Below are 23095 nucleotides of genomic sequence, written 5' to 3'. Positions count from 1 at the left end.
GGGTCTCTCATTTGAGGAATACCCATGAACCAAGCCACGCCAGTCATTCGAAAGGGTCGTAAATTCGATCAGGTCCTGGCGACGGCAACAACGTTGTTTTTGCAACATGGGTTTGAGGGTGTCGGAGTTGACGAAATCGCCCGGCAGGCCGGAGTGTCCAAGGCGACGTTGTATGCCTATTTCCCGGATAAACGACATCTTTTCATGGAAGTGGCGCGTGTTGAATGCGCGCTTCAGGCTGACCGGCTTGAGGCTAAGATCGATTTTGATGCGACGGTTCCAGAGGTTCTGGGAGTTGTTGGCCGGGGCTTTATGGAGATCATTTTGTCTGAGTTCGGGCGCAATATTTTTCGGGTCTGCGTGAGTGAAGGGGATCGGTTTCCGGAATTGGGCAAACAATTTTACGAAAGCGGCCCGGCGGTCATGCGGGCTGGTATGATCGACTTCCTTGAGTGCGGGATCTCTCGGGGTGAATTGGTGATCGATGACGTAGAGCTGGCGGCGGATCAGTTTCCGGAACTGTGCAAGTCTGGTGTTTTCATGAAGTTGATTACCGGTGTTCAGGCAACCTTTGACCGCGAAGAGATTGATCGCACGATTGACGGAGCTGTCGCGACCTTTATGGCGCGGTTTGGGGCGCCCAAAGCCGACGGTTGATGCGGGCAAACAGTGATCGGCAGCAGGTCGGTATAGCGTCGGTATGACGTCGGCCTTGTTGATGTGACAGGCAGGCGCGCGACGGTTAGCCGGGTTTGTGTAATTTCAGGAAATCGCTCAGTTCGCCAAACAGAACCTTGCGCTCATCTTCGGACAGAAAGCTGCCGATTTCGACGGTGCGATCATTGCCGGACAGGGTGATGTAGTGGGGCACCGGGCCGCCATGCACGTGCATCTGAACACGGGCCCAGTAGACGTTGCACGCCCATGTCTGGAGTGGGCCACGTGGCGGGCGGTGAGTCAGGCTGAGCGTGGCGTCCGTCAGGCTCAGGTCTTCGAAGATGTCGCCGTCGCGATAAGAGCGTTCTAACCCCCACCACAGCCCGACGACCATGATCAGGACAAACGGCAGGATGCCCCAGAGGAACACGGTGCCCAGCAAGCCATAGAGCGGCATTGTCCCAAATGTGAAAGCCATCAGGACCATCGCCGCAAAACCCCGGCGTGGCAGCGAGCGGTGCGGCCAGAGGGTGAGCACAGAATGCGTGTCAGGATCGTCGGAGGACCAGCGATAGGGCATGGGTGTCAGGTTCGCGAATTGGATATGGCAGTGATATGTTGGGCGGTTGACCGGGCCATCGGCTAAGAAAAAAGGCCCCGGGGCGGTGATGCTCCGGGGCCTCTTGGTAATTTGTCAGAGGCGTCGCTTAGTGCGCGTTGCCTTTGTCCCAGTCTTCCTGCTTTGGCAAGATTTCAAAGGTGTGCTCTGGTGGTGGGCACGGCAGTGTCCATTCCAGCGTATCCGCGTATTCATTCCAATAGTTGTTTTCAGTGATGCGGGCACCACGGAACAGCGTGTAGAACACGATGCCGAAGAACAACAGGAACGAGGCGAACGACAGCAGAGCGCCATAGGTCGACACTTTGTTCCAGAGGGCAAATGCCTCGGGATAGTCGATATAGCGACGTGGCATGCCCTGACGACCCAGGAAGTGTTGTGGGAAGAAGGTCAGGTTGACGCCGATGAAGAACATCCAGAAGTGGATTTTCGCCGCAAACTCGGGGTACTGGCGCCCGGTCATCTTGCCCATATAGAAGTATATGCCGGCAAAGATGGTAAAGGCCGCCCCCATCGACATGGTATAGTGGAAGTGCGCCACGACGTAGTAGGTATCGTGATAAGCACGGTCTACACCAGCCTGCGACAACACGATGCCGGTTACACCACCGATGGTGAACAGGATCAGGAAGCCCAGAGCGAACAGCATTGGTGCTTTGAATTCCAGCGAACCGCCCCACATGGTGGCAATCCAGCTAAAGATTTTCACACCCGTCGGCACCGCGATGACCATGGTGGCCAGCATAAAGTAGGACTGCTGGGTCAGGGACATACCAACCGTGTACATGTGGTGCGCCCACACGACAAAGCCCAGTGCGCCAATCGCGATAATCGCCCAGACCATCGGCAGGTAGCCAAACACCGGTTTGCGCGAGAAGGTGGCAAACACGTGGCTGACTAGGCCAAAGCCGGGCAGGATCACGATGTACACTTCGGGGTGCCCGAAGAACCACAGGATGTGCTGATAAAGGATCGGATCACCGCCACCGGACGGATCAAAGAAGGTTGTGCCAAAGTTACGGTCGGTCAGCAGCATGGTGATGGCACCGGCCAGAACGGGCAGGGCCAGAAGGATCAGCCAGGCCGTAACAAAGATCGACCACGAGAACAGAGGCACCTTGAACAGGGTCATGCCGGGGGCACGCATGTTCAGGAAGGTGGTGATCATGTTGATCGCGCCAAGGATCGAGCTGGCACCAGACACGTGCACCGCAAAGATGGCGAGGTCCATGGACATGCCGCCTTCGGAGGTGGAGAGCGGCGGGTAAAGTACCCAGCCAACGCCAGACCCGAGCTGATCATTACCGCCCGGACTGAACAGAGAGGCCACACCCAGCGATGTACCGGCCACATAGAGCCAGAAGCTGAGGTTGTTCATACGTGGGAACGCCATATCCGGCGCGCCGATCTGCAGCGGCATGAAATAGTTGCCGAAACCACCGAACAGCGCTGGAATCACCACGAAGAACATCATCAGGACGCCGTGATAGGTGATCAGAACGTTCCAGAGGTGCCCGTTGGGTGTGCAGACCTCAGGGGTTGTGAACAGATGAAAGCCCTCGAGACACATGTACTGGACGCCAGGTGTCATAAGTTCAAGCCGCATGAAGACGGTGAACAGAACTGCGATCAGGCCGACAACGGCCGAAACGATCAGATAGAGAAGACCGATGTCTTTGTGATTGGTCGACATGAACCAACGGGTGAAGAATCCGCGTTCGTCATGATGGTCGTGGCCTTGAATGGCTGCGTCTGCCATGCCTCGCCTCCTGCTTGGTGGTTTCAAAGGCGCACGAGTCTTGCCCACACGCCTCACGTTGGCACTTGTTTTAGTCGGGAGAGGGGGCGGCGGCAATGTCCGTCTTTGACGCAGATCAAGAAAAAGTGCCGCAGCGGCTTGATCTGACACCCCGGCAGATTACCGCCGGGGCATTTCTTACGCAGAATCAGGTTAGTTTGATTCGGTCGATTCGGCTTCTTCGGCCATTTCCGGTGCCGGAGCGACCGACGCCAGGAAGGCCGCAATGTCTTCGCCGCCTTTTTTCAGCTTGAAGGACATTTTGGACTTTTTGTCATAACCGTTGTCGCCGAGCCATTTTTTCGGGTCTTTGATATATTCGGTGATGGATTCTTCGGTCCAGACAAAGCCAGCTTCGGCGGCGCCAGCCAGCCCGGTGCCGTACTTAAAGTCTTCGGAACCAGCGACGCGACCGACAACGCCATAAAGGTTCGGGCCTGTTTTTCCGCCCTTGATCACGGCTTCACCTTCCGGAGAAACGATCGTGTGGCAGGATTTGCATTTCTTAAAGCCTTTTTCGCCTTTTTCCACATCACCCTCGGCGAAGGAGGGGGTGGCCAGCGCCAGGGCCGCGGCTGCTGATGCAATGATGAGTTTCATGTTTTGCCTCGTGTTGAGTGTTGCTACGCGTCCGGAGCGCACTTTTCAGCAAACCGGCAAATTGTGCAACGCGCAAAAGCGCGCGGGGGGTAGGTGCGTGAAAAGGCGGCTGAAATCCACCGATGTTTGAAAATGTGCAACGGTACCGGCAGACCATTTTCTGGTCTGGCGAATCGATTTTCTGGAAGAAAGAGGGTCTGATCGCAGAATGCCTAAGTTCCGCGGTGGTGCGTTATCTGAGATCCGGCGGCTTTTTGGCGAACAGGCACCAGACGACCATGGCGATATAGACAACACACAGCACAACCAGCGTGATCCACGCATAGGTGAAGACCGCGGCTGCAACAAAGGCGAAAGCCACCAGGAAAAATTTTACGTTTTCCCGCGAAACCCGCGTGGTTTTAAAGGACCACGTTGGGATTCTGCTGATCATCAGCAGGCCAATCAAGACCATATAGAGGCAGATCAGAACGTCCGGCAGCAGGGGCGTTTCGGAAAACGCAAACGAAATGGACATGGGCAGCAGGACAAGCAACGCGCCTGCAGGCGAGGGCACACCAGAAAAATATGCGCTTGAGGCGCTGGGGGTGTCCTCGGCATCGGCTTTGATGCTGACATTGAACCGGGCCAGTCGCACAACACAGCACACGGTAAAGACCAAAACGGCGAGCCACGCGGCGCCGCGCATATCCTGAAGGGCCCAGAAATAAATCACGAGCGGTGGGGCAACACCAAAGTTCAGGAAATCCGCCAGCGAATCCAGTTCTGCGCCCATTTTGCTGTCGCTGTTGAGCAGACGCGCGATACGCCCGTCCAGACCATCGAGCACACTGGCGGCAAGGATCAGTTGAACAGCAAACACATAATTGCCCTGAACGCCGAAGCGGATCGCTGACAGCCCGGCGCAAATGGCCGCAATCGTCAGCATATTTGGAATCAATTGTGCCAGAGCAAAATCATTTGTGACTTTGTCCGGGTGTTTGTTCATGACGCCGACTCGTCGTTGTTTTTGGGTGTTGCACCCAACTCTGCCAGAACGGTTTCGCCGGCCACCATGGTCTGGCCGATGCTGACCATCGGTTCGACACCGTTGGGCAGATAGACGTCAAGGCGTGATCCAAATCGGATCAGGCCAAAGCGTTGACCGGCCTGCATCTGGGCGCCGGGTTCGACAAAACACACGATCCGGCGCGCAACCAGACCGGCGATCTGAACCACGGCCAGATCCTGACCATTGTCCATGCGGACACACAAGCTGTTGCGTTCATTGTCTGAGCTGGCTTTGTCGAGCGATGCGTTAAAGAATTTGCCCGGGCGATAGGAGACGGCGGTGATCTCGCCCGCAATTGGCGTGCGGTTCACGTGGCAGTTAAAGACATTCATGAACACGCTGACACGGGTCAGCGGCTCGTCCGCCATGCCAAGTTCAGCCGGGGGCACCGCAGGTTCGATCAGCGAAATGACCCCATCTGCAGGGCTGACGATCAGACCGGGGCGTGAAGGCGTAACACGCTCGGGATCGCGAAAGAAATAATAGCACCAGACCGTCAGACCGACGCCGATCCAGCCCAGAAAAGTTGAGACAAGAAACAACAGCGCAGCGATGACACCAAAGATGGAGACAAATTTGATGCCTTCGGGGTGCATCGGTTTGACGAAAGTGCCAAGCATATTCATTGGTATTGTTCCTGTGGGCAGTCTGAGACGTCCGTCATAAAAGGAACGGGCCTGAGTGCAAGACTTTTCGGTGCACTGCGGTCACGTACGGGCGTGTGTTACGGGACGTTACGCGTCTGCCGGGGCCTGAAAGGTCGCCTCGAAACACTGACGCAGGGCAACATCCAGATCGTGCATCGTAACCGGCAATCCAAGATCGACCAGTGAGGTCACGCCATGTTCGATGATGCCACAGGGCACAATTCCGGTGAAGTGATCAAGGTCAGGTTCCACATTGATCGAGATGCCATGGAAGCTGACCCATTTGCGCAGGCGAATGCCAATGGCGGCAATTTTGTCTTCGGCTTTTGCACCGGTTGCAGTGCGGGGTTTGTCGTCGCGTTCGATCCAGACACCCACCCTGCCTTCGCGGATTTCACCACGCAGGTTGAACTCGGCCAATGTGGCAATCACCCATTCTTCGAGTTTCTGAACAAAGACGCGCACGTCTTTGCCGCGTTTGTTGAGATCAAGCATGACATAGGCAACACGCTGGCCCGGCCCGTGATAGGTGTACTGCCCGCCACGTTTGCTGGTGTACACGGGAAATCGGTCGGGGTCGGTCAGATCCTGAATTTTCGCAGAGGTGCCAGCGGTATAAAGCGGGGGGTGTTCCACCAGCCAGATACATTCCCCGGCCGTTCCCGCCGCAATCCCGGCGGCGCGGGTTTCCATGAAGGTCACAGCATCCCCGTAGTCCGTCAAACCTTCGGTAATGATCCATTCAACCATGTTTGGCATCCACAAATGTTGCTTGTTTCCCGACTAAAACGTCTGGCGTGCCAATGTCCAGAGCCGGAGGCGGCCGTTCGATGGGGAATTGGTCTGCGTGTGAGGGGAATAAGGACGGTCTGGTGCAGGTTTAGGGTGGCGGGTGAACGCCATTACAAAAGTTGCGCCGGGCCTGTTTTTGTCTCTTCACATCGCGCGCGGCCTCGTCTATACGCCCCTCACCCACCAGGGCAAGTGCGGTCGTGGCGGAATTGGTAGACGCGCAGCGTTGAGGTCGCTGTTCTTTAACCGGAGTGGAAGTTCGAGTCTTCTCGACCGCACCAAATACTCAGCTTAACTATCTGTAAAAACATGTTTGACGTGTTTTTTGATATTTGCACCCCACATCCTATTTTGAATTGCCGTCCGTTCCCGGATTGTCCGACATCAGGCTTAACGCGGCAAAGGACACATCCGTGGCGTCGATTGCGTCCAGCCGATGCGCAGACAAATGACCGAAAGCTCGTGATGCTCGGCAAAGTAGGCACCGGTCCTTTCGCTAAACAGCTTTGACATACGATAGGCGTTCACCGGGCCCGGCGGTGCGGAGCTGTTGAGCGCATCATCAGTGAACCGTTTGTCCCTATGGATCCAGTTTGAGCTGGCGAGGACCACCTGTTTGACACCCGTCGCCGCCGCGTGTTGAAACAGCGAGAGCGTTGCATCCATATTGTGTTTGATCGCCGATTCCCATGTGGCGGCTGGTTCTCAGTCGCCGGCGAGATGAACAATCACGTCAACGCCTTTCAACAGGCCCATCCAGCTTTTGTTGTCCAACAGATCGGTGGTGTGAATATCGGGATGGTCTGGTGGTCGGATATCGATACCTGAAACCTGACAGTCTGGATCGTCATCTGGCCAAATGAAGAATTGTTGCTGAAATTTCAGCGTCTCGCCGGGCTTCAGATCGGCCACAGGAGAATGCCATTCGGCTTAGCAGTATACATAGTCGCCTGATTTGAAGACCGCGATCGGGTATTGATGCGCATATCAAAAGGTCAGCGGCATCGTCCGAACAATGCGGACGCATCTGTCAAAACGCCCGGCACGGACGGCGAAATCCTTCGAGGAGCATGACGCTATCGCAACACACCTACGCGATGGAAAGGTCAAATCGGCAAAGAACGTCCTGAAACGGCAAATCACGCGTGATGAGCGGTCCTATTCGGATCTGATCGGGCCAAACCGACAATAGGACACTGGATTACACCCGGAATTTCAGCCTGCCGCGCAGTTTGAATTCGCGGGTTGGGCTCGTTGCCGACATTCTTGACAAACCGGACGACGCATTTCAACTGCTGGTCGTCAGAACACTGCCGAGGCAGCGGATGCAGACAAGCCCGCCAAAGAGGATGCAGTTCAGGTTGCGACCTGTCGCGGCTGGCTGGCCATGTGTGTCAGAACACGGGTGAAGGTTTCGACGCCTTGGGCGCCGGATGTTGCCTGTCGAGCGTCAAACACCATTGTAGGAACACTGCTGACGCCACGGGATGTCCAGAATGCTTCTTTCTCGCGCACGGTTTCGGCAAAACGCTGGTCTTTCAGAACGGCGAGTGCTTCTTGGTGATCCAGTCCTACGGACGCCGCGACGGTTGCAAGAACATCTGGGTTTGAGATGTCTTTTGCCGCCGTGAAATAGGCGTCAAACAAGGCCAGTTTCAGCGCCTGTGCCTGCCCGGATTGCGCCGCCCAGTGCAAAAGCTGGTGTGCCGCGAACGTGTTGAAAATGCGGGACTCTGCCGTAAATTTAAACGTGATACCCAGCGGTTGACCGATGTCTGTCAGCTGTTTACGTGCGTCATTAGATTGTTCGGGGGTGCTGCCGTATTTGCGCTGGATGTGTTCGCCAAGATGTTCACCTGATGGGATCATGTCGGGGTTCAGCTCGAACGGGTGCCAATGGACGTCGACCGGGATCCCGGATTGCGCGCTGGCGTTCATCAGTTGTTGATAGCCGACAATACACCATGGGCACACAACGTCTGAGATTATGTCGACGCGGATTGGGTCTGTGGCCATGGCTTGGGTCCTTTTGCGTGTGGCGGAAGGATGGGTGTTGGTGGCGATGTGTTCAAGTCACGCTATTGCGAGACGGCGATTTCTGAAGGGCAGAAATGGTCTAGGGGATCAGGAACAGCCAGAGCCAGATGGACAGGATCGACACGGCTGTGGCGATCAGCACCGTCGAGGCGGCGATGCGCTGGGCGCGGCCATAGATGCTGGCAAAAAGGTACACATTGATACCGGGCGCCATGGTGGAAGTCAGCACCGCCGAGCGAAAGCTGTCCACGCTGAGCCCGCCAAGCGTACCCAATGTCCAGGTGATGGCAGGATGCAGGATCAGCGAAATACCGCAGCAGAACAGAATGATCCGCATGTCGCCTTCGGGGCGGTAGCGAAACAGGACGCCGCCGACACCAAAAAGCGCGGCGGGCAGGGCCGAGGCGGCCATCAGGTCGACGACACTGCTCAGAGCGTCGGGAACATGAATACCGGTGATGTTGACTGCAAAACCCAGCCCAATGCCGATGATCAAGGCGTTGGAGAACATGGCCTTGAGCACGGTGGGCACGATGGTTCGTTTTGGACCATGGCGGGCGCGCATGACCTCCATAACGGTGATGCCAAGGCCATAACAAAATGGTGCGTGGATTGAGATGAGCGCATAGTTTCCGGCGAGGGCGTCAGTTCCGAAAGCCCGTTCCGTGACGGCCAGACCCAGCAGCACGGAATTTGAAAACAGGCAGATAAAGCCGATGGCGGTGGCGTCTTCCCAGTCGCGACCAAACAGAAAGCGTGCGCCCAGCATGCCGGCACTGAAACAGATAAATGCGCCTGCGTAAAAGCTGGCCATCATGGTCAGGTCAAATTCAGAGCCAAGGTCGATTTCCGAGATCGCACGGAACAACAGAACCGGCACTGCGAAATTTGAGGCGTAGCGCATCAGCCCGTCAACATTCGAGGCGCTGAAAAACCCACGCCAGGCGGCTGTATAACCAAAGCCGATCAGCAGGAAGACCGGCAGGATGACTGAAATCAGGGTTTCCATATGGCCCTTGCGTTAGTCATCGTAGGTGATTTTCATTCCGTCAAAGGCCGGGGTGATGTGGTCGGCTGTCTCGGTTTTGACGGTTTCGTAGTCCAGATCGATATGCATGTTGGTCAGCACGGCGCGGCGTGGCGCAGCGCGCGCGATCCAGTCGAGCGAGTTGTCAAAGTGAGAATGGGTTGGGTGGGGCGTACGGCGCAGCGTGTCCAGAACCCAGCAATCCAGCCCCTGAAGCTGATCCCATGCTTCACCCTCGATATCGGCCACATCAGGCATATAAACAAGATCGTTCACACGAAAGGCCAGTGCGTCAATGCTGCCGTGATTGACCTTGATCGGGGTGAGGGTGATGTCGCCGCCAGCGCCGGATATTGTCACGTCGCCGTCGATCGTGTGCATGTCCAAAATGGGGGGGTAGGGCGAGCCTTCGGGTTGGATGAACGCATAGCTGAAGCCGGAAAACAGACGTTCCTGCGTGGGCCCATCGGCCCAGACCGAAATGCGTTTGCGCATGTTGTAGACAACCATGCGCAAGTCATCGATGCCGTGCACATGGTCGGCATGGGCATGGGTGTACACCACGGCGTCGAGCGTGCCGACATTCTCAGTCAGCAGTTGGTTGCGCATGTCCGGGGACGTGTCGATCAGAACGGTGGTTTTGCCCTCGGTAGTTTCCCGTTCCACCAGCATTGAACAGCGCTGGCGCCGGTTCTTGGGATTTTCGGGGTCGCATTCGCCCCAATGGCCGCCGAGACGCGGCACGCCTCCCGAGCTGCCACAGCCCAGAATGGTGAAGGTCAGCTGCGCGCTCATGCGGCCTGTGCCTGAAGACGGGCGCGGGTGAACAGCCGGTCGAAATTGGCCTGTGTGCGAGCCGCGAAATCAGCGTAGTCCATGGCAAAGACCTCGGCCCCGACGCGGGCCGTTTTTTCGACATAGGAGGGTTCGTTGCGTTTGCCGCGATAGGGCGGAGGGGCCAGATAGGGCGCGTCGGTTTCTACCAGAATACGGTCGACCGGAGCGGCGGCGAAAATATCGCGCACCTCCTGGCTGCGCGGGAAGGCGGCGATGCCCGACATCGACAGGTAAAACCCAAGATCAAGCATTTTGAGGGCCAGTTCGGGCCCGGAGCTGTAGCAATGCATGACACAGGTATAGGCGCCCTGTTTGAATTCATCGGTCAGGATGCGGGCCATGTCGTCATCCGCGTCGCGGCTGTGAATGATCAGCGGCAGACCGGTTTCGCGTGCGGCGGTAATATGTGTGCGCAGCGAGGATTGCTGAATGTCCATGCTTTCAGCGGTATAGTGATAGTCCAGCCCGGTTTCACCGATGCCGACAAATTTGGGATGTTTGGCCAGCGCGATCAGCTGGTCGACCGTGGCAAGCGGCTCTTCGGCGGCGCTCATCGGGTGGGTGCCAGCGGCATAAAACACCGGATCGTGGGCTTCGGCGATGGCGCGCACGGCGGGTTCGTTGCGCAGGCGCGTGCAGATCGTGACCATGCGGGTGACGCCGACGGCCTGGGCGCGGGCGACGATGTCGTCCAGCTGGCCTTCGAAATCGGGGAAATCCAGATGGCAGTGGCTGTCGGTAATTTCCGGGACATTCTGAGGCTGGTTGGTCATGGGCTCACGCGCTGGCAGTTTTCTGAACTTTAAAAACCGTATCCAGCACAAGCGCGGCAGGGTCAAGGTTTACGGCCTGACCATGCCGTGAACGATCCGAGATTTCCTGAGCCGTGGTCGCCCAGTCGCGCGCTTTTTGGGCGTTAGGAGACAGGCGGATGAGCAAGTCAGCCTCGCCCGGGGCGGCCTCGACCGTAGGGGGATGGCCTGTAGCGCCGGTGCGCGCAAGGCGGGTGACAATCGTGTCGATCAGGGTCAGCAACAGTTCGAATTTGTCAGCAGCGCCGCGCTGGGCGGCGGCGTCCGCCAGTTGCAGAGCCTTTTGGCGATCAAAGGAGGGCATACCGGAAAAGAGCTGCACCAGATGGTGATACATCTCAAGCCCGCCAAGGCGCACGATGCGCAGCGCTTCGCCCACTGAGCCTGCGGATAATTCGGCCAGTGCGGGGGTTTCTTCAACATCCGACCCGGCCTGTTGCAGTGCGGCGTGCATGTTTTCCGGCGAAAGCGGGTGCAATCGCAATTCGCGACAGCGCGAGCGGATGGTGGGCAGCAGGCGCGAAGGTTGGTGCGAGATCAGCAGGATGGTGGTGCGCGCGGGCGGTTCTTCGAGCATTTTTAGCAGCCCGTTGGCGGCGTTCATGTTCATGTCGTCGGCGCTGTCCACGATCACCACACGACGTCCACCTTCGGCAGCGGACATGTGCAGAAAGTGGGTCAACCCGCGAATATCGTCGATCACTATCTGATCGCGCAGGCGTCCGGTTTTCTCGTTCACGCTGCGGGTGATGGAAAACAGCCCCGGTTCCGAGCGCGCGGCGATGCGGCGTGCAACCGGGTGTTCGGGATCCACGTGCAGTGAGTCGTACTGGGGCGGCCTGCCAAATAGCCCGCCATCGGCCTCTTCTGATGTGGCCAGCAAGAACCGCGCCATGGCCCAGGCCAGCGTGGCCTTGCCCACCCCTAAGGGACCTGTGATCAACCAGCCATGATGCAACCGGTCTGCGTTAAGCGCCTGAAGGAAGTCCTGAGTTGCCGCGTCCTGACCAAATATCTGAACGGTGTCGCGCGGATGCGGCGCACCGGGTACACGATCTGGTTCGGGAGCGTCGTCGGTCACGCCATATGCTCCAGCGCGATACGGGTGACATCCTGCGCAACGGCGTCCGGGCTGCGCCCGCCATCGACAATGCGGAACCGGTTGGCAAATTCGTCGGCCAGCGCCAGAAAGCCCGCGCGCATCTGTTCCTGAAGCGCCTGGCCAAAATCTTCGAACCGTTCTTCTGAGGTCTGGCGCGATTTCGCCCGCGTTAGGCCAAGCGCCGGGTCCATATCGATCAGCAGTGTCAGGTCTGGTTCGCGTCCGATCATCAAGGCGTGCAGCTGGTCAACAACGTCGCGCAAATCACCACGTGAGAGTCCCTGATACATGCGGGTGCTGTCGGCAAAGCGATCACAAACCACAACCTTGCCCATTGCCAGCGCTGGCAGGATTGTGCGTTCCAGATGGTCGCGGCGTGCGGCGGTGAACAGCAAAATCTCGGTTTCAGCTGACCAGCGGTCCGGATCACCTTCGAGCACCAGAGAGCGGATTTCCTCGGCCCCAGGTGAGCCGCCGGGTTCACGGGTGAGAACGACATCATAGCCTTCAGTGCGCAGGGCGTTGGCCAAAAGGCGGGCTTGCGTGGATTTGCCAGAGCCGTCGATGCCCTCGAACGTGATGAACATCGCTCCGTGTTTCATATTGGCTGTCAAAGGGCACCGTCCGCAGACGGGCCAAACTGGCCGATCAAAACACCGGTGGCGGTGCGAATGCGTACGGTAAAGCCACCCTCGGAGACGTCATTTTCCGCTACCAGTGGTATGCGAATCTCCGGCAAGTCTTCGGGCATCAAAACCAGTTGCGCCAATTCCTGACCTTTGCTGATCGGAGCCTGGACCGGACCCTGATAAATCACTTCGGCTGTGACTTTGTTCTGAGCCAGAACCGGCAGCAGCACAGTGACATCGGCGGCAGGCACAAGGCCGACATGAGGGAATTTTCCCATCCACACATCCGCTTCGGCGACGCGTTCGCCTGCGCGAACGAGGGTTGTTTCGGAAAACTGGCGGAACGCCCAGTTGACGATTTGTTCGGAAACTTCGGCGCGGTCCGGCGCGCTTTGCAGGCCAGACAGGGCAAAGATCACCCGCCGCCCGCCCTGAATTGCAGACCCAACAAGACCATAGCCTGCCTCAGACGTGTGGCCCGTCTTTAGGCCGTCTGCGCCAATGTTCAGCCGCAAAAGCGGGTTGCGGTTGCGGGTGTTCTGTGGCGCCCGCCCGTCAAATTTAAACTCGGTTTCCGCAAACATCGGGTAGAATTCGGGAAAATCGGTGATCAGGTGATTGGCCAGCAAAACAAGGTCGCGCATGCTCATCCGGTGACCGGCGGCAGGCCAGCCATTGGAATTGGCGAAGGTTGAATTGGTCATGCCCATCTGGCGGGCTCGGCGGGTCATCAGGCGGGCAAACCCGGCCTCGGTCCCATCCGGGCTTAGCGTTTCAGCGATCACCGCACAGGCGTCATTGCCGGACAAAACGATGATTCCGCGCAAAAGGTCGATCACCTTGACCCGGTCGGTGGTGTCCAGAAACATTGTCGAGCCGCCATAGTTCATAGCGTGTTGCGACACAGGCAATTGCTCTTCGGCGGACAATCGACCGTCGCGGATCGCCTCGAACGCCATGTAAAGCGTCATCAACTTGGACATCGACGCAGGTGGCAGTGGATTGTCCGCGTTTTTGGCCATCAGCACGGTGCCTGTGGACTGGTCCATCACAAAGGCGGCGGTGGCGCGTGTCTCAAACGCCTGTGCTGCGGTAAACGGCAGCAACAGCGCAAGTAACAGCGCCAGAAGTGGTGCCGCAAGGGCAGGGGACCGGGGCATTCAGTGTCTCCGTCAGTTGGTCACGGCGTAAGCATCGGTAAACCCGGTGCCATGCACTTTCTTAATCATCGCGTTCAGGTCGGATTTGCCGATGGCAGGACCCACAAGAACGCGCCAGAAGGTCTTTTTGCCGGACGTGGTCTTTTTGACCAGCGGGGTCAGGCCCGCGCTGCGCATTTGTCCGGCTGCGCTGTTGGCGTTGGCTTCAACCGAGAAGATGCCGATCTGAACATAAGGTTTGCTGAGCGATGAGGTTGCTGGTTTTGGTGCAACCTCGGACTGGGCCGCGGTCGACACCGGCTCGGCGGTTTCGGCCTCTGCTGCGGCGATGGCAGCGGTGGCGGCTGCGATGGGTTCCAGCGGGGCCTCTTCTACGGTGGCGGGTTCTGTCACACCCAGCGCGTCATCGGCCGCCGGGACGGGGTCTTCTGCGACTTCTTCACGCCGCAGCGCCGTGACGTTCAGCTCAACAGGCTGTCCTGCCAGCATTCCCAGGGCTTCGGCCGCGTCCGAGGACACCTGAATACGAGGTCCCGGAATTTCCCGTTCGCGCCGGAACAAAGCGCCGATCACAAATTTGCCGTTGGTCTGGTTGCGGATGATGACCCGTTCGGGATCGTCCACGTCAGGATGTGCGGCCCAGACACCGCCCAGCGACGGACGCCCATCCCAAAGCCCGGCTTCGGTCGCAGAGAACACCTCGGGGGCCTCGACATCACGTTCGACAAGTTTTGTGGTCTGGCCCGCCGCGGGTTCAGCGCCCGGCGTGGTTTCCTGTTTCTTGAACGGATTGAACTCTTGCCCTTCGGAGCAGGCGGTCGTGGTCAGAGCGATTGCTAGAATGGCCACCGACATACGGCGCAGACCTTTGCCGTTCGGTGCGTTGAAAATCGACATGTCTTGCCCCTTGCCTGTCTGCGGTCGTTGCCGCGTCCGGGTTCAAACGCAAGTTGTTATGCATTCAGAACCGTGACTGATTGCGCGGAGTTTACGCGGTTGGGGCTGGCAAGGAAAGTCCGGGGTTTAAGATCGGCAAAAATTCACTGTGGTAGGCCTTGCACATGACGAATTGCCGGATTAATCAGTGCAGGTCGGAGGAGTGGCAGAGTGGTCGAATGCACCGGTCTTGAAAACCGACGAGGGTTAACGCCCTCCGTGGGTTCGAATCCCACCTCCTCCGCCAATAAAACAAGGGCTTTTGCGCAGGCCCGCGAAGAACAAACAGCCCTTACAAAGTAACTGGCTAAAGTAACATTCGCATTTTTGCAGCATTTGCAGCACATGACGCGAATTACGCAGCTTTCAACGCCGCCAGAACTTTTTCGAGAGGTTCCCCGGTCTTCATCGCATACTCCAATGCCAGCTTTTGAACCGCAGGATCGACGGACCCGTCCGGACCGGGCGCCGGTTTAACCCCAGACAGCCCCGCGCCGATCTGGGCGATCTGCTGCTGGGCCATGTCGGACGTCACCCAGCCATACGCCGTCTCCGTCATTGACGTATCGGCATGTCCCGCATGCTTGGACACCACGTCCAGAGGAACGCCCTGTTCAAGCAAGTGGGTGATCCCACCATGCCGACGGCTATGCAAGCCACCGGTCACGCCAACACGTTTTGCAGCCTCGGCCACCGAAGACGACACCATCGACGGGCGCCAGATGCCGCCCTTTTTCGGATTGGGAAAAACCAGATCATCGGGGTTCATGTTGGGGCCCAGCTTCGCACCACACCGCCTGTCCAGCAGCGTCACGGCCTCTGGCACCAGATAGGCACGTCGCCCCGCCTGACCGGTCTTGGCGTCGGTCTTGGTGCCGGTCCGCAGCCGATACACACCACCAGCCTCTTCAATAACGTCAATGATCAGAACAAATGGCGTCGTCGTTTCCAGATGCACATTGCACCAACGCAGGCCCAACATCTCCTGCCGACGACAGGCGGTCAGGAAACCAAACTCGATCAGGTCGGCCATGTCCGGACGTTGCCCCCGCAGCTTCTCATGCCCATGGCGCAGAGCGTCCACCAGCACCATAGTCTCATCCGCCCCGGCGTACTTCACATTCGGTCCACGCTTGGGCACCTTCGGTGCCTTCAAGCCTTCCACACGCGGATTGAAGGAAATCAGATCGGTGTCATAGGCATGGGCGATTGCCTTCTTGAAGAACCCCCAGTGATGGTGAACCGAGCGGGCACCATAGCGCGCCTGCCCAGCCTTGGGATGCCCAGCCGGGTGCGTCTCGGTTCCGATCCGATCGACCAGAGCCACGAAGTCAGCCTTGCCCACAGCGGATAGTTTCATGTCGCCGTCCAGAACCCGCAGAACGCCACCGGCAAGCTGGGCGTCACGATGAGCGGTCTTGATCGCCTTGGTCGATCTTTGATGTGGGATGAATACGCCGTTCAGATACCACGCCAGCGACCCTTCGGTCTGAACAACAACAGGTGTGTCGCGCGCGTCCTGTTCCATTTTGGCGGCGATACGCTCTGCGGCCTTCTTGGTCTTCGCGGTCAAAATCTTGTTCTTTCGAATCAGGACAGGTGAGCCGTCGGCCCGTAATGTCCCAGCGGGACACGGCACACGCATCGCTGCGGTCCATTTCCCGTCGCCCTTTTCATAAACAGACGCCACATCAGGTCTCCTTTTGCTTTTCCCGCCAGAACGCGGTCTGACAGCGGCCACCGCAGAACTTCCGGTCGGATCGTTTGAGTGTGAACCAGCCACCGCACCACATGCAGTCGCGGAAGTCGGGTGTGTCATGCAGATCACGCGCCGCCTCAAAGGACAGCTTCGCGCGCAGGGTTGAGAAGTTGATCTCAGGCAGACCCTTGGCGTTCAGCGTCACGCCGACTTCAAACGTGTGCATCAACTGTTGATTAACCATAGCCACCCGCTGCCGCATCCGGTCCAGATCGGGGTGGTTGTCGAACAGGACGTGCTGCCCCCGTTCCTTTGACCAGAGCCCATAGACGTCCCGGATCAGCCCCATAACTTCGTCGGGGTGGGTGAACTGGAATAGCTGACTGTCGTCGCGCCACGACAGGCCAGAAGCAGCGAGCGCGTCCTCCACTTGGTCAAGGTCCATTTGCGCAACGCGGGCGGCAAAGCCGGGTGTCTTCGGGTCGAACCATAAATCGGGTCTCATGTTTGGCCGGTCAGGCAGGATGCCGTCATTCATCGATATTTCCTTTCTGTTCTCACTTTAAAGCTGCGTGTCGAATGCAGCGGTCACAGTCAATTGCAGCCCATGCAGCATTAGTCAAGGACCAAAAAAGCGCAGCGGTCCGCCGAACCGCTATGGATAGCCAATAAAATAAGGGCTTTTCGCGCAAAACACTTGCTGGGCGAGGAAATAGCTAATAGCGTCACGAACGATTATAACGCACACAAAGGAGAATACCCGTTATGAAGATAGATAGAGACAAGAGCCGCTTTTTGAGCCCGTCGCAGGTCGGGCGGGAACTCGGCGCAGCGGATACGACCATCACCAGATGGGTCAAAGAAGGGAAAATCCCGGCAACCAAGATCGGAACACGGATATTCATTCCACGGTCGTACATCGAGCGGCTGGAGCGGGATGCGGCGGAGAACGAGGCATGAGCGACGCCGAACGCCGCGTCCAACACGCCGTCGCCCTGAACATGCGGGTCTCACTTCCAGCCCGTAGTGATGCGGAAGCGGAAGTCATGCGCGCCGCGATCGCCAACCGCGACGCACAGCGCCGCGTCCGCGTCTACATCGCCCCCGAGCGGTTCGCCTACAAGGAAAAGACATGAGCATGACAAGCATTCACATCGCCAGCCACCAAGACGGCAGCACAGCAATAGCCCTAGGATACATCAAGCGGGACGGCAGTTTCACAGATAGGCGCGAGGTTACGGTCGACAGTTACAACCAATACGAAGCCCTGCAAGAGCTAGTCAGACTTCACGCGGTAGTCAGTGATATTTCGCCCGAAACGCCGGTTATTTACAGGCTAGGTATTACCGACATTGAACCCGGCGAGGAGGAAGTAACGACCGTCGCGTTTTTCCTAGACACGTAAAAAACCCAACTACGGGTAAACGCCCGTAGTTCTAACCCCCGACCTCCAAACGCTTTCCCCCGCCCCGGCTCAGATCAGCCCTTACAGCCTGCCAAGACTTTACCGCCTGTAAGGGCTAAGTGTCTGCAAACAAACGGTAAAATGACAATCTCAGGGTCGCCAAATCGTGTCTAATAGGGCAGGATGACCAAGAACAGAAAGGAGCAAAGAAAAAGGGACGCCCCGAACGACGCCCCAATCCCTGTGTGATTTACCACCACCACTCCAACTGGTGCCAAGGTAATCCACAGCAGCGATGAAGGCAAGCTCGGACGTTCCACAACAGGTGGAAGGAAAAGACGTGTCTAACGACATTGGTAAGGGCCCGAGCATCGGGGATATTGACCACGAAGAACTTGCAAAAGACCTGCAAGACGACGCGCGGGCCATTAAGGACATAGACGACGCGCCGGGGAAAACGCTCGGGGAAAAAATCAACAACGCGGTGCGGGACGTTGCGATGATGGGAGCAATGCCGCCGCAAGTCAGCATATCCCTGAAAGCCATACTCGAAGAATACAAGCACCACGGCGTCACGATGGCCGACCTGCGCGCCTTATACAGAAAGATGGAGCGCCTAGTCGCAGACCATCGGCAGGAACAAATCACACAACAGCGGCTGGCCCAGATGACCAGCCTTAGCGACCTTCCATATGATGTGGACAGCATGAACAAGCGGTTTTCCGTCGTCATGCTAAACGCCTCGCTGCGCATCTTCGACCACACAACCCGCAAATTCGCAAAGCCCGCCGATATTGCCCAGCTTCTACAACACGTCCCTGTTGCAGACCCAGACACCGACGCGACAGGGCTCGGAGCCTATTGGATGGCGCACCCAGAGCGCGCGACATTCGACAAAGGCATTGGCCTGTTCGTTGACAAGAAACCACCGCAGGGCGTCCTGAACATCTGGGCCGGATGGGGCGTAAAACCGACCAAGGGCAACTGCGACGTGTTCCTGAAACACATCAAGGAAGTCATTTGCAGCGGTAGCGAGGCACAAGCCAAATACGTTCTCGATTGGATGGCGCAGGCAGTACAAAAGCCCGACGAGCCGGGGCAAACAGCCGTCGTCGTTCACGGCATACCCGGCGCAGGAAAAGGCATCGTTGGGCGCGCGCTGGAACGCATCTTCGGGGAAGGCGACACTGGGCACAGCTACCACGCCAACACCGAAAACAACGTCGTCGGAAAGTTTAACGCCCACCTTCTCAGTAAGTGCTTTCTATTCGCCGACGAGGTCAGCCTCACTAGCAAAGTGACACTGGGCAGGCTCAAGGCAATGGTCACTGAAAAGTGGATTTCAGTCGAACTCAAAGGCGTAGACGCGGGACAGCTACAGAACCACCTGCACATATACGTTTCGACAAACAAGGAACACGCCGCCTGCATAGAACCAGACGACAGGCGGTTTGCAGTCTTCGAAGCATCAAGCCATGTGGCCCAGAACGCGGAATATTTCAAACCGCTGATCGAATTGGTCGAAGGGCCGACGCTGGGCCACCTCCTCCACCACCTCCTGCACAGAGACATTTCGACATTCAGCCCGCAGCGCGACATTCCACAGACACAGGCCCGCGCCGCGCAGAAGGCCCTGTCATTCGAGCCGCTCGAAGATTGGTGGTACGACGAACTGAAAAGCCCACGCATAGCGATCGCCCCCCGCAGGTATTTCGCGGATCACGAAAAACCAATGGACGACAACGACGAGGCGCTGCGGTGCGTTTGGGACAGCGCGGGGTTCTGGGCGGAAGGCGGAAGCCTAAAACGCCTCATGGCGATTTGGTGGACTGTGAACAAAATGCAGGGACCAACACCCTCCACAAGAGAGGTTTTCAAGTTCCTTCGCACGATCAGTCACAGCGAAAGAGCATCAAACGGGATGCAGCTTTTCTGGTTTGAGCCACTGCCCACTGCCAGACAGAGGTTTTCAGAACTGACGAAGGTGCCCTGCTCAGACCTGTTTGACACTCTTATTTGACCCAAAATAGTGGGGAAACGGGCGATTAGTGGTGAACGAAAAACCTTTATAACCGTCTAAGCCCATGAAAAGAAAAGGAAAGTGGTAAAGTTGCCAAAAAGTGGGGAACGAAATTGTTTTATACACGTGCGCGACATGTTGGTGTGTGCACGTGTGTAAAACTTAGCGCGTATGTATCATTTTATATATATTTCATCACTTATCTTAAAAAGAATAATAAAAACAAAGGATTAGGCAGTGGAGACGGCAGTGGTAAAGCAAAACCGCTTACCACTACAAAAAACGAAACGTAGTAAAAACAATGGGTTATATCGGCTTTAGAACAGTGGGCAATAATCGTTGAAGCAAGAGACCGACGCACAGGCCAAATGGGCCGGAAAGGGAGACAAATCGATGACCACCCGAACACAGATCACATGGCGCAAGCCGGGAGGCCGCAAGCCTGTTTGCATAATCGCGCGCGCGATGAGTTTACTAACGATCGTGATATGATGGCCGCAGCCGAGTTTAGACAACCGCGCGCGCGGTATGATTAGACCCACACAGGAGGATCACAGGATGAGCCACAGAGGTAACAAGAATAAGTATTTCCCCGAGCAAAAGGACAGGCAGTTGGTGCAAACCCTCGCCAACAACGGGCGTGGTGAGTTAGCGATAGCAAAAGAACTCGGCATCAGCCGCGCCACTCTACGCCGCGCACACGCCGAAGACTTGGCACTTGGCCGCGAAGGTATCGTTGCCGGGTGCATGCAGGCATTGATGCGCAACACCCTTCAGAACGGCAACCTGAACGCCAGCAACAACGCAGCCAGAACATTGTTGGAAGCGCAGGGCGTCATAGGCCGCGACAAGTACATCGATGATGATCTTGACGACGCAACCGCGCAGGAACGGATCGACGCACAGGTCGAGGCTCTGGAAATCAAAATCGCCCCCTTCCTTGCCCTTGAAAAGAAGATGCACCCCCCAAAAAACGGGGCAGAAAACGACGGTAGCGACTGACGTGGCGCAACCATGCCAGAACGGCCCCCAACTGGGCTGTGTGACGCATTTTTCAGGGGTGATTGATGGGGTGTGTTCCAACTTGGAGCGAAGCGTCTGGGTCCGCCGAATTCGGCAGACCCAGTAATCTTGAGGCTTGATGGGGTGTGTTCCAACTTGGAAGACACCGCCAAGTCGTAGCGGTTACAGGGACCGCTGCCGGTAAAGAAAAGGCCCCCCGCTGTCACAGGCAGCGAGGGGCCTTTGGGCCGAGCGAGGGGAACGGCAAGGAACGACCCCACCCGGCATGATCGGGCGGGGGTTACATGAAAACCCCGATCCAAACAACCGAACAGTAACACGACAATAACCGACAAAAAAGTGGCTTATAGTCGTTGCAATCCATTATAAATAACACGCTCAGCGACACACATAGCCGACAGGCAGAGTAAATCGGAGTAGCAGGCACAACCGCCCCGCGCCCCAAGCGCGTCGTGCGTTTGGCTCTCTAATGACGAGTGCGGTCTGACGTTGTTGTATTCGTACCGCCAGAGCGCCAATTTTCTTCGGGTGTCATTTAACGTGTCGAAGATCAAATCATTCAGCAACTCGTCTCTTAGGCTGGCTGGCCGCACATCAAGCCTTCATGCCCGACTGCGGCAGGCAAGGGCAGAACGCCGCTTGATCTAACGAGAATAGCAGGAAGTGGACCGCAACACACCCAAAGGAGGATTACCGAAAAGGTGAAACGAAAAGATACTAAGGCCGAACGGGAAAACCGCAAGCGCGATTTCGAGATCCAGCGAAACAGGAAGCAGATGGCGGATTTCTTCGGGGAGCGAGCAAGATCTTGAAGCTAATAGATTTCTACTTTCCCAATTGGAAGGCGCCAGAATGTAATCTATTTCCGATGAGTCCCAGACTAGCTTGGCGCGAGAAATCCGTCCGCTCAGGCAACTCATTTCGCACGTGCGGGAATTGTTTTTTACTAGCCGACAAACTCTTCAAAGGTTTGGAACTGGTTTCGCGCGCAAAGTGTGGTTTTGCTTTCGCTATGACTACGCGCTATTGATCTCCAAAAGGCCAGATTTTATCGAGTGAAATGCCATCCATGATCTCCGACCCCCAATAATCGTTGATGGCTTTGGAGAGGTCATACATTGAAGCCCCTGTTTCTTCGATCAACCACAGCGCGCCCGATTTGGTGGCTTCCATGTAACGCTCCCAATTGATTTCGAAGTCTGAAACCTCAGGCAAGCTCGGCGTGTAGCTCTTCGCCTGAGCCCACGCTTGCGAGGGGGATTTCGCAACCATTTTAATCAACTCATCTTTTGTGGGGACTTCTATGGAGCAAACAGTTTGAACCTCTTCAGGGATCGCCTCGGTTGGGTTAAACGCGACATTTAGATCATAGTTTGCTTTCAGTGTCTCGCAGGCATCGGTAATCTCCAAGGCTGTGACCCCTACAATCGCCGCAACTCCAAAAAAAGGGATTGCTTCCGCTGCCATGGAGCCAAAGTTTCTGAAAGTGGCCCAAGTTACTATTCTGCTGATGCGCGAAGTGTGGAAGCTGACTGCCTTTGCGGCTTGCATCTTCTTTCCTCGGTAGATGACGTGCTTGTATCTTAGCTCCGATGCATCTTTTATCAGACGTGCATTCATCTTTTGCAGCCGGTCGCGCTCAGCGATAAGCCAACTGGCTTTAAGATCTGGTGTCATGATTGATTTAGGCAACCGGTGTTTTTTTCTAATTTCCATTACGTCGGCCAAAACTCGATCCGCTTGGCTTTCAGAAAGCCGACGTATCGCGAACTCTTCTGCGGACATGGCTCCCTTGGCCCTGTTGGTGCGCCAGTGTGTTAACCGCAGGTTGTCTGGATCATTCGCCAATTTTTTGAGTTCATCCGGGTCGCAAATACCGTTTTTGTGCGCGTAGCGCAGCGAAATAAGGTGGTCGACTTCCATTTCTTCACAGGGAAAACTGAGCGCAGGGTCATAGGCATCTGCGACCATCTCTCCAACACTACAGAATTTTTGGCGTGAAGGATAATAGGGCCGAAAAAACTCTGTCGAACAAACTGATTGTGAGGCTCCTTGCGCACGAGAAATCAAGGGGAGCAGCAGCATTGGGAAAAACGCCACGATCACAAGGAAGACAGTACGTATTTTCTTGTTCATCCCTTTTTATCCGTTGCTTTCATATTGCCTGCTGAAGAGGTGCTAGTTCGCAGTTACCCATGGGGCTTCAAAGAACAAATGTTCCAACCGGTTCCAAAGCGCGCTTTC

The 23095-nt window shown here is 56.7% G+C and carries 25 protein-coding genes, 2 tRNA genes and 1 pseudogene; 8 read left to right on the top strand and 20 right to left on the bottom strand.

The features are described from left to right. Positions 1 to 24: 24 nt before the first annotated feature. Positions 25 to 657: a TetR/AcrR family transcriptional regulator gene (locus ABJI08_RS20295; RefSeq protein WP_348403678.1), complete on the top strand. Its 633-nt coding sequence runs from the start codon at positions 25 to 27 to the stop codon at positions 655 to 657. A gap of 85 nt (positions 658 to 742) precedes the next feature. On the opposite strand, the gene ABJI08_RS20290 is transcribed toward ABJI08_RS20295, so the two are convergent. From ABJI08_RS20290 to lipB, 6 genes are all read right to left on the bottom strand, one after another. Next, positions 743 to 1237 (bottom strand): DUF2244 domain-containing protein, encoded by a 495-nt coding sequence (locus tag ABJI08_RS20290; RefSeq protein WP_348403677.1) that lies wholly within the window; start codon positions 1235 to 1237, stop codon positions 743 to 745. Between the two features lie 127 nt (positions 1238 to 1364). Further along, positions 1365 to 3035, bottom strand: coding sequence for a cytochrome c oxidase subunit 1 (locus ABJI08_RS20285; protein WP_348403676.1), 1671 nt, complete (start codon positions 3033 to 3035; stop codon positions 1365 to 1367). A 192-nt stretch (positions 3036 to 3227) separates the two neighbouring features. After that, a complete protein-coding gene (locus tag ABJI08_RS20280) occupies positions 3228 to 3674 on the bottom strand; it encodes a cytochrome C (RefSeq protein ID WP_348309587.1) in 447 nt (148 codons plus the stop codon). A gap of 232 nt (positions 3675 to 3906) precedes the next feature. After that, a complete protein-coding gene (gene pssA, locus ABJI08_RS20275) occupies positions 3907 to 4662 on the bottom strand; it encodes a CDP-diacylglycerol--serine O-phosphatidyltransferase (RefSeq protein WP_348403675.1) in 756 nt (251 codons plus the stop codon). Continuing rightward, on the bottom strand, positions 4659 to 5351 hold the full coding sequence (locus ABJI08_RS20270) for a phosphatidylserine decarboxylase (RefSeq protein WP_348403674.1): 693 nt from the start codon (positions 5349 to 5351) through the stop codon (positions 4659 to 4661). Before ABJI08_RS20270 ends, pssA begins: the two co-directional genes overlap by 4 nt. A gap of 108 nt (positions 5352 to 5459) precedes the next feature. Further along, on the bottom strand, positions 5460 to 6122 hold the full coding sequence (lipB, locus tag ABJI08_RS20265) for a lipoyl(octanoyl) transferase LipB (RefSeq protein WP_348403673.1): 663 nt from the start codon (positions 6120 to 6122) through the stop codon (positions 5460 to 5462). 236 nt (positions 6123 to 6358) lie between these two features. On the opposite strand from lipB, the gene ABJI08_RS20260 reads away from it, so the two are divergent. Beyond that, positions 6359 to 6445, top strand: a tRNA-Leu gene (locus ABJI08_RS20260). Positions 6446 to 6554: 109 nt separating this feature from the next. Here ABJI08_RS20260 and ABJI08_RS20255 read toward each other — a convergent pair. The 10 genes from ABJI08_RS20255 to ABJI08_RS20210 form a co-directional block, all read right to left on the bottom strand. Next, positions 6555 to 6830: an NAD-dependent epimerase/dehydratase family protein gene (locus tag ABJI08_RS20255; RefSeq protein WP_348403672.1), complete on the bottom strand. Its 276-nt coding sequence runs from the start codon at positions 6828 to 6830 to the stop codon at positions 6555 to 6557. Positions 6831 to 6869: 39 nt separating this feature from the next. Beyond that, positions 6870 to 7076 carry a hypothetical protein gene (locus ABJI08_RS20250; RefSeq protein WP_348403671.1) on the bottom strand — a complete coding sequence of 69 codons (207 nt, stop codon included), beginning with the start codon at positions 7074 to 7076 and terminating at the stop codon, positions 6870 to 6872. Between the two features lie 444 nt (positions 7077 to 7520). After that, complete coding sequence (locus ABJI08_RS20245) at positions 7521 to 8180, bottom strand: DsbA family oxidoreductase (protein ID WP_348403670.1); 660 nt, start codon at positions 8178 to 8180, stop codon at positions 7521 to 7523. 100 nt (positions 8181 to 8280) lie between these two features. Continuing rightward, entirely contained in the window at positions 8281 to 9210 is a 930-nt protein-coding gene (locus ABJI08_RS20240; protein ID WP_348403669.1) for an AEC family transporter, read from the bottom strand. Between the two features lie 12 nt (positions 9211 to 9222). Next, positions 9223 to 10023, bottom strand: coding sequence for an MBL fold metallo-hydrolase (locus ABJI08_RS20235; RefSeq protein ID WP_348403668.1), 801 nt, complete (start codon positions 10021 to 10023; stop codon positions 9223 to 9225). Further along, on the bottom strand, positions 10020 to 10838 hold the full coding sequence (locus tag ABJI08_RS20230; protein ID WP_348403667.1) for a TatD family hydrolase: 819 nt from the start codon (positions 10836 to 10838) through the stop codon (positions 10020 to 10022). Before ABJI08_RS20230 ends, ABJI08_RS20235 begins: the two co-directional genes overlap by 4 nt. Positions 10839 to 10842: 4 nt before the next feature. Continuing rightward, positions 10843 to 11958: a DNA polymerase III subunit delta' gene (locus tag ABJI08_RS20225; RefSeq protein ID WP_348403666.1), complete on the bottom strand. Its 1116-nt coding sequence runs from the start codon at positions 11956 to 11958 to the stop codon at positions 10843 to 10845. Beyond that, entirely contained in the window at positions 11955 to 12581 is a 627-nt protein-coding gene (gene tmk, locus ABJI08_RS20220) for a dTMP kinase (RefSeq protein WP_348403665.1), read from the bottom strand. The genes ABJI08_RS20225 and tmk overlap by 4 nt, the downstream gene beginning before the upstream one ends. An 8-nt stretch (positions 12582 to 12589) precedes the next feature. Continuing rightward, positions 12590 to 13768 (bottom strand): D-alanyl-D-alanine carboxypeptidase family protein, encoded by a 1179-nt coding sequence (locus tag ABJI08_RS20215; protein ID WP_348403664.1) that lies wholly within the window; start codon positions 13766 to 13768, stop codon positions 12590 to 12592. A 12-nt stretch (positions 13769 to 13780) separates the two neighbouring features. Then, the gene (locus tag ABJI08_RS20210) at positions 13781 to 14665 is read right to left on the bottom strand and encodes an SPOR domain-containing protein (RefSeq protein ID WP_348403663.1); all 885 of its coding nucleotides are present in this window, start codon (positions 14663 to 14665) and stop codon (positions 13781 to 13783) included. A 196-nt stretch (positions 14666 to 14861) separates the two neighbouring features. On the opposite strand from ABJI08_RS20210, the gene ABJI08_RS20205 reads away from it, so the two are divergent. Continuing rightward, positions 14862 to 14951: transfer RNA gene (locus ABJI08_RS20205), tRNA-Ser, on the top strand. Positions 14952 to 15059: 108 nt separating this feature from the next. On the opposite strand, the gene ABJI08_RS20200 is transcribed toward ABJI08_RS20205, so the two are convergent. Both ABJI08_RS20200 and ABJI08_RS20195 read right to left on the bottom strand, forming a co-directional pair. Continuing rightward, a complete protein-coding gene (locus tag ABJI08_RS20200; protein WP_348403662.1) occupies positions 15060 to 16394 on the bottom strand; it encodes a tyrosine-type recombinase/integrase in 1335 nt (444 codons plus the stop codon). Position 16395: 1 nt separating this feature from the next. Next, positions 16396 to 16941 carry a hypothetical protein gene (locus ABJI08_RS20195; protein ID WP_348403661.1) on the bottom strand — a complete coding sequence of 182 codons (546 nt, stop codon included), beginning with the start codon at positions 16939 to 16941 and terminating at the stop codon, positions 16396 to 16398. Between the two features lie 227 nt (positions 16942 to 17168). Between ABJI08_RS20195 and ABJI08_RS20190 the strand changes: the two genes are divergently transcribed. The 5 genes from ABJI08_RS20190 (at position 17169) to ABJI08_RS20170 (ending at position 20830) form a co-directional block, all read left to right on the top strand. Beyond that, entirely contained in the window at positions 17169 to 17363 is a 195-nt protein-coding gene (locus ABJI08_RS20190; protein WP_348403660.1) for a helix-turn-helix domain-containing protein, read from the top strand. After that, positions 17360 to 17539, top strand: a complete 180-nt coding sequence (locus tag ABJI08_RS20185) for a hypothetical protein (RefSeq protein WP_348403659.1) — start codon at positions 17360 to 17362, stop codon at positions 17537 to 17539. The genes ABJI08_RS20190 and ABJI08_RS20185 overlap by 4 nt, the downstream gene beginning before the upstream one ends. Next, positions 17536 to 17808, top strand: coding sequence for a hypothetical protein (locus tag ABJI08_RS20180; protein ID WP_348403658.1), 273 nt, complete (start codon positions 17536 to 17538; stop codon positions 17806 to 17808). The genes ABJI08_RS20185 and ABJI08_RS20180 overlap by 4 nt, the downstream gene beginning before the upstream one ends. A gap of 340 nt (positions 17809 to 18148) precedes the next feature. Beyond that, positions 18149 to 19828, top strand: a complete 1680-nt coding sequence (locus tag ABJI08_RS20175) for a primase-helicase family protein (RefSeq protein ID WP_348403657.1) — start codon at positions 18149 to 18151, stop codon at positions 19826 to 19828. A gap of 558 nt (positions 19829 to 20386) precedes the next feature. Then, positions 20387 to 20830 (top strand): hypothetical protein, encoded by a 444-nt coding sequence (locus tag ABJI08_RS20170; RefSeq protein ID WP_348403656.1) that lies wholly within the window; start codon positions 20387 to 20389, stop codon positions 20828 to 20830. Between the two features lie 476 nt (positions 20831 to 21306). Here ABJI08_RS20170 and ABJI08_RS20165 read toward each other — a convergent pair. Both ABJI08_RS20165 and ABJI08_RS20160 read right to left on the bottom strand, forming a co-directional pair. Continuing rightward, a pseudogene (locus ABJI08_RS20165) lies at positions 21307 to 21432 on the bottom strand (integrase core domain-containing protein); the annotation flags it as partial. A 442-nt stretch (positions 21433 to 21874) separates the two neighbouring features. Beyond that, positions 21875 to 22987 carry a hypothetical protein gene (locus ABJI08_RS20160; RefSeq protein ID WP_348403655.1) on the bottom strand — a complete coding sequence of 371 codons (1113 nt, stop codon included), beginning with the start codon at positions 22985 to 22987 and terminating at the stop codon, positions 21875 to 21877. Between the last annotated feature and the right edge of the window lie 108 nt (positions 22988 to 23095).

Origin of the sequence: Shimia sp., from assembly GCF_039969785.1 — a bacterium.
Classification (GTDB): domain Bacteria; phylum Pseudomonadota; class Alphaproteobacteria; order Rhodobacterales; family Rhodobacteraceae; genus Shimia.
The sequence above is the reverse complement of the archived record's forward strand: the minus strand, read 5'-3'. Positions and strand labels throughout refer to the sequence as shown.

Bases quoted from the DNA above. Each gene is read 5' to 3' on its own strand.
- lipB (WP_348403673.1), bottom strand. From the start codon at position 6,122: ATGGTTGAATGGATCATTACCGAAGGTTTGACGGACTACGGGGATGCT.
- ABJI08_RS20245 (WP_348403670.1), bottom strand. From the start codon at position 8,180: ATGGCCACAGACCCAATCCGCGTCGACATAATCTCAGACGTTGTGTGC.
- ABJI08_RS20270 (WP_348403674.1), bottom strand. From the start codon at position 5,351: ATGAATATGCTTGGCACTTTCGTCAAACCGATGCACCCCGAAGGCATC.
- ABJI08_RS20185 (WP_348403659.1), top strand. From the start codon at position 17,360: ATGAGCGACGCCGAACGCCGCGTCCAACACGCCGTCGCCCTGAACATG.
- ABJI08_RS20230 (WP_348403667.1), bottom strand. From the start codon at position 10,838: ATGACCAACCAGCCTCAGAATGTCCCGGAAATTACCGACAGCCACTGC.
- ABJI08_RS20255 (WP_348403672.1), bottom strand. From the start codon at position 6,830: ATGGATGCAACGCTCTCGCTGTTTCAACACGCGGCGGCGACGGGTGTC.
- ABJI08_RS20235 (WP_348403668.1), bottom strand. From the start codon at position 10,023: ATGAGCGCGCAGCTGACCTTCACCATTCTGGGCTGTGGCAGCTCGGGA.
- ABJI08_RS20215 (WP_348403664.1), bottom strand. From the start codon at position 13,768: ATGCCCCGGTCCCCTGCCCTTGCGGCACCACTTCTGGCGCTGTTACTT.
- ABJI08_RS20210 (WP_348403663.1), bottom strand. From the start codon at position 14,665: ATGTCGATTTTCAACGCACCGAACGGCAAAGGTCTGCGCCGTATGTCG.
- ABJI08_RS20290 (WP_348403677.1), bottom strand. From the start codon at position 1,237: ATGCCCTATCGCTGGTCCTCCGACGATCCTGACACGCATTCTGTGCTC.
- ABJI08_RS20285 (WP_348403676.1), bottom strand. From the start codon at position 3,035: ATGGCAGACGCAGCCATTCAAGGCCACGACCATCATGACGAACGCGGA.
- ABJI08_RS20280 (WP_348309587.1), bottom strand. From the start codon at position 3,674: ATGAAACTCATCATTGCATCAGCAGCCGCGGCCCTGGCGCTGGCCACC.
- ABJI08_RS20180 (WP_348403658.1), top strand. From the start codon at position 17,536: ATGAGCATGACAAGCATTCACATCGCCAGCCACCAAGACGGCAGCACA.
- ABJI08_RS20170 (WP_348403656.1), top strand. From the start codon at position 20,387: ATGAGCCACAGAGGTAACAAGAATAAGTATTTCCCCGAGCAAAAGGAC.
- ABJI08_RS20295 (WP_348403678.1), top strand. From the start codon at position 25: ATGAACCAAGCCACGCCAGTCATTCGAAAGGGTCGTAAATTCGATCAG.
- tmk (WP_348403665.1), bottom strand. From the start codon at position 12,581: ATGAAACACGGAGCGATGTTCATCACGTTCGAGGGCATCGACGGCTCT.
- pssA (WP_348403675.1), bottom strand. From the start codon at position 4,662: ATGAACAAACACCCGGACAAAGTCACAAATGATTTTGCTCTGGCACAA.
- ABJI08_RS20190 (WP_348403660.1), top strand. From the start codon at position 17,169: ATGAAGATAGATAGAGACAAGAGCCGCTTTTTGAGCCCGTCGCAGGTC.
- ABJI08_RS20195 (WP_348403661.1), bottom strand. From the start codon at position 16,941: ATGAATGACGGCATCCTGCCTGACCGGCCAAACATGAGACCCGATTTA.
- ABJI08_RS20160 (WP_348403655.1), bottom strand. From the start codon at position 22,987: ATGAACAAGAAAATACGTACTGTCTTCCTTGTGATCGTGGCGTTTTTC.
- ABJI08_RS20240 (WP_348403669.1), bottom strand. From the start codon at position 9,210: ATGGAAACCCTGATTTCAGTCATCCTGCCGGTCTTCCTGCTGATCGGC.